5 protein-coding genes are annotated in these 4,577 nt (G+C 69.6%); all 5 read left to right on the top strand.

The window, feature by feature from the left end; all coding sequences use genetic code 11:
* Positions 1 to 215 precede the first annotated feature (215 nt).
* Positions 216 to 932, top strand: a complete 717-nt coding sequence (locus ABZ070_RS35480; protein ID WP_356640110.1) for a VWA domain-containing protein — start codon at positions 216 to 218, stop codon at positions 930 to 932.
* 93 nt (positions 933 to 1,025) lie between these two features.
* The gene (locus ABZ070_RS35475) at positions 1,026 to 1,499 is read left to right on the top strand and encodes a pyridoxamine 5'-phosphate oxidase family protein (RefSeq protein ID WP_356640108.1); all 474 of its coding nucleotides are present in this window, start codon (positions 1,026 to 1,028) and stop codon (positions 1,497 to 1,499) included.
* Between the two features lie 42 nt (positions 1,500 to 1,541).
* Positions 1,542 to 2,156 carry a TetR/AcrR family transcriptional regulator gene (locus ABZ070_RS35470; protein WP_356640106.1) on the top strand — a complete coding sequence of 205 codons (615 nt, stop codon included), beginning with the start codon at positions 1,542 to 1,544 and terminating at the stop codon, positions 2,154 to 2,156.
* Positions 2,157 to 2,658: 502 nt separating this feature from the next.
* Positions 2,659 to 2,862, top strand: coding sequence for a cold-shock protein (locus ABZ070_RS35465; protein WP_005318814.1), 204 nt, complete (start codon positions 2,659 to 2,661; stop codon positions 2,860 to 2,862).
* Positions 2,863 to 2,964: 102 nt separating this feature from the next.
* A partial coding sequence (locus tag ABZ070_RS35460; protein WP_356640104.1) for a DEAD/DEAH box helicase occupies positions 2,965 to 4,577 on the top strand: 1,613 nt, incomplete at its 3' end.

The raw sequence follows: 4,577 nt of genomic DNA, 5'->3' as shown, positions 1-4,577 counted from the left end.
TGATGTAGCGCATGGATGCGAGCCTGGCACAGGGAGCACCGCGCTGTCATGATCTTGCACTGATCCCTGGATCATCCGTCCGCGTTCGTCCGCGCAGCGGCCACCCCCGTCACCCCCAACACCGCCCGGACACCCCCACGTTGGCCCCACCCCCACGGGATATCGTCGGACGGGCCGACAAGGTCCGACGAACGGTCCGACGCAGGGGAGCCCTCATGCCCGTCAGCCTGAGCAAGGTCGAGCAGTGCGCCCCCGCGCTCGTCAGCCTCTACAAGACCGCGGGCATCAGTCTCCAGAAGCACGGCCTGCACGGCGAGCGTGCCGCCGTCTATCTCGTGGTCGACTATTCGGGGTCCATGAAGGACTACTACAAGGACGGCAGCGTCCAGGCCCTCGCCGACCGCGTCCTCGGTCTGTCCGCCAACCTCGACGACGACGGCACCGTGCCCGTCGTGTTCTTCTCCACCGACGTCGACGCGGTCACCGACATCGCCCTGGCCAACCACCACGGCCGTATCGACGAGATCGTCGCCGGCCTCGGGCACATGGGGAAGACCAGCTACCACCTCGCGATGGACGCGGTCATCGACCACTACATGGACAGCGGCTCCACCGCGCCGGCGCTCGTCGTCTTCCAGACCGACGGCGGCCCCATCAACAAGCTCGCCGCCGAGCGTTTTCTCTGCAAGGCGGCGAAGCTGCCTCTCTTCTGGCAGTTCGTCGGCTTCGGCAACAAGCGCAGCTCGCAGTTCGACTTCCTCCGCAAACTCGACGAGCTGGCCGTCCCCGCCAAGCGGCCCGTCGACAACGCGGGCTTCTTCCACGCGGGGCTCGACCCGCGTCAGGTCCCGGACGCGGAGCTGTACGACCGGCTGGTGGAGGAGTTCCCGCAGTGGCTGGCCGCGGCCCGCGCCGCGGGCATCGTCCGGTGAGCGGCGGCGCTGAGGAGCCGGTCCGGGCTCCCAGCCGCATCCCGCGCGGGATACCCGACAGAAGGTGTCGGGTATCCGCGCTGGAATGCAGTCATGACTTTTTCCACCTGGCCGGCCTTCCGGGCGGCCGAGCCCGCGTTCGCCGAGTCGGTCCAGCTCCGTTTCGAGCAGTACAGGCATCACGTACTGGCCACCATCCGCAAGGACGGTTCGCCGCGTCTGACGGGGCTGGAGGTGAACTTCCGCTTCGGTGACCTGTGGCTCGGCATGATGCCGGGCTCCCGCAAGGCCCAGGACCTGCTGCGCGATCCGCGTTTCGCCCTGCACGCCAACCCGGGTGCCGACGACTCGACGGACGGCGGAGACGTACGGATCTGTGGGCGGGCGTTCGAGGTCACGGACGCAGGAGAGAAGGCCCGCTTCGTCGAGGACGTGAAACCGCCGGAGCCGTTCCATCTCTTCGGGGTCGAGCTCAGCGAAGTGGTGCGGACATCGGTGGAGCGCGACGAACTGGTCGTACGGTCCTGGAGGCCGGGCGGGCCGGTCCGTGTACAGCGGCGCCTGTGACCTGCCGTCCCCCCGTCCCGGCGGAGCCGGAAGAATGGGCGGGTGCCTACGAAGAAGCAGAAGCAGGTGAGCGCCGCTCCGCCCGAGCGGCGCCGGGAACTCCTCGGCATCGCCGCCGAGGTCTTCGCCGCCCAGGGGTACAACGCCACCACCGTCCGCAAGATCGCGGACGCGGCAGGGATGCTCGCGGGCAGCCTCTACTACCACTTCGATTCCAAGGAGTCGATGGTCGACGAGATCCTCTCCACCTTCCTCGACGAACTCTGGGCCGGCTACGACAGCGTCCTCGCCGCCGGTCTCGGTCCGCGCGAGACCATCGAAGCCCTGGTCACCGAGTCCTTCCGTGAGATCGACCGGCACCGCGCCGCCGTCGCCATCTACCAGAAGGAGTCCCGGCACCTGGCCCAGCAGCCCCGCTTCCAGTACCTGGCCGACTCGCAGGTGAAGTTCGAGAAGGCCTGGCTCGGCACGCTGGAGCGCGGGGTCGCGGAGCACGTCTTCCGCGCCGACCTCGACATCCGGCTCACCTACCGGTTCGTCCGCGACACGGTGTGGGTCGCCGCTTCCTGGTACCGGCCCGGAGGTCTGCACAGCCCGGAGGAGATCGCCCGGCAGTATCTGTCGATGGTTCTCGACGGGATCGCGGTGCGGGCGTGACGAAGGCCGTGCGCCCGTGACGAAGGCCGTACGAAGGCCGTACGAAGGCCGTACGAAGGCCGTGCGCAGGGAACGAGACGGGCCTCGTGCCGGTGACACCCGTCCGGCTCACAGGACAGGGGCCGATCCGGCGAAAGTGAATCCGAGCGGCGATGACCGGCACACGCCGGGCCGGGCGCCGGTTCGGGGCCGAACCGGTGACGGCGCAGGCCCGTAAGCCGGACCGGGCCGCCAACCGTTTCGGCCCGCAGTTCCTGGGCGAGGACGGCGGGCCGGCGAAAGTGACGATCATCGAGCGTGTCCGATCCGCGCTTTTCGGGGCCCGGCATGCTACGGTGGCACAGTTGCAGTTTTGGTACCCATGAACTTTGTGTGCGCCTGACGGGAATGCTTCCTCAGGCGCACATTATTGTTTCCGGCTTCTCCGGATGGGGCTCAATGACAGCGACGGGAAATTCACGAGGTGTGGATTTTCGGCTTGCCCCTGTTTTAGGAGAATGACATGGCTACTGGAACCGTGAAGTGGTTCAACTCGGAAAAGGGCTTCGGCTTCATCGAGCAGGACGGCGGCGGCGCCGACGTCTTCGCCCACTACTCGAACATTGCCACCTCGGGCTTCCGTGAGCTCCAGGAGGGCCAGAAGGTGACGTTCGACGTCACGCAGGGCCAGAAGGGCCCGCAGGCGGAGAACATCCTCCCGGCCTGATTGCCGGGCGCGTATCTCGCAGCTCCTGCAGCCGGGGCCCGCACCTTCGTCGGTGTGGGCCCCGGCTCTTGCTGTCCACAGGCCCCAGGAAGGCACATCCGCATGAACCGCTCCGAACGACCGGACCGCCCCGCCGCCAGGTCCGCACGCCCGGCCCGCAGGCGCCCGGCCACTTCCGGCGTCGGAAATCGGCCCGGTGCCGGAACGGGCACCGGCGCAGGCAAGACCGGGTCCAAGAAGGCGTCCGGGTCCGGCAAGGCGTCCGCCCGCAGTGCCGCGCCCCCGCAGGAATTCACCCTGCCGGAGACCGTCACGCCCGCGCTGCCCGCGGTCACGGTGTTCGACGAGCTGGACATGCCCGCCGCCCTTCTGAAGACCCTCGCGGCCCAGGGCGTCACCGAGCCCTTCCCCATCCAGGCAGCCACGCTCCCGAACTCCCTCGCCGGCCGGGACATCCTCGGTCGCGGCCGTACCGGCTCCGGCAAGACGCTCGCCTTCGGGCTCGCGCTCCTCGCCCGTACCGCCGGCCGCCGCGCCGAGTCACGGGCGCCCCTCGCGCTCGTACTCGTCCCCACGCGGGAGCTCGCCCAGCAGGTCACCGACGCCCTCGCGCCCTACGCGACCTCCGTGCAGCTGCGGCTCGCCACCGTCGTCGGCGGTCTGTCCATCACCAAGCAGGCCGCGGCGCTGCGGCGCGGCGCCGAGGTGCTGGTGGCCACCCCGGGGCGGCTCAAGGACCTCATAGAACGCGGCGACTGCTCACTGGGCAATGTCGCGATCACCGTCCTCGACGAGGCCGACCAGATGGCCGACATGGGCTTCATGCCGCAGGTCACCGCGTTGCTGAAGCAGGTGGAGCCGGACGGCCAGCGGATGCTTTTCTCCGCGACCCTGGACAAGAACATCGACCGTCTTGTGCGGATGTTCCTCACGGATCCCGTCGTGCACTCGGTCGACCCGTCTGCCGGCGCGGTCACCACCATGGAGCACCACGTGCTCCATGTGCTCGACGAGACCGACAAGAAGGCCGTCGCCACGCGCATCGCGGCCCGTGACGGCCGCGTGATCCTCTTCGTGGACACCAAGCGGACCGCCGACCGGTTCGCGAAGCGGCTGCTGGCCAGCGGCGTGCGCGCGGCCGCGCTGCACGGCGGCCGGTCCCAGCCGCAGCGCAACCGCACCCTGGACCAGTTCAAGAACGGGCAGGTCACCGCGCTGGTCGCGACGAACGTGGCGGCACGCGGCATCCACGTGGACGACCTGGACCTGGTCGTCAACGTCGACCCGCCCGTCGACCACAAGGACTACCTGCACCGCGGCGGCCGCACGGCCCGCGCGGGCGAGTCGGGCAGCGTCGTGACGCTCGTCCTGCCCGAGCAGCGCCGTGAGATGACGCGCCTCATGGCGAACGCGGGGATCAGCCCGCGCACGGCACGCGTGAAGTCCGGCGACGAGGAACTCAGCCGGCTGACGGGCGCGCGGGAGCCCTCGGGTGTCGCGGTGACGATCGAAATCCCGCAGCCGGTGGCGCCGGCTGCGAAGACCGGAGCCTCGTCGTCGCGCAGGCGACGCCCGGCGCGACGCCCCGGCGAAGGCGCGGCGGAGTCGCCGCGGGCCTCGCGGACAAGCGCACCGGCGACGGCAACGAGGGCTACGGCGACAGGAACAGCGCGGGCCACGCCGACACCACCGTGCTGCTGCACGTGTCCAAGGAC

Source organism: Streptomyces sp. NPDC006283 (assembly GCF_040613325.1).
Taxonomy (GTDB): Bacteria; Actinomycetota; Actinomycetes; order Streptomycetales; family Streptomycetaceae; genus Streptomyces.
This window is presented reverse-complemented; position numbering and strand designations above follow the sequence as displayed.

Bases quoted from the DNA above. Each gene is read 5' to 3' on its own strand.
- ABZ070_RS35465 (WP_005318814.1), top strand. From the start codon at position 2,659: ATGGCTACTGGAACCGTGAAGTGGTTCAACTCGGAAAAGGGCTTCGGC.
- ABZ070_RS35480 (WP_356640110.1), top strand. From the start codon at position 216: ATGCCCGTCAGCCTGAGCAAGGTCGAGCAGTGCGCCCCCGCGCTCGTC.
- ABZ070_RS35475 (WP_356640108.1), top strand. From the start codon at position 1,026: ATGACTTTTTCCACCTGGCCGGCCTTCCGGGCGGCCGAGCCCGCGTTC.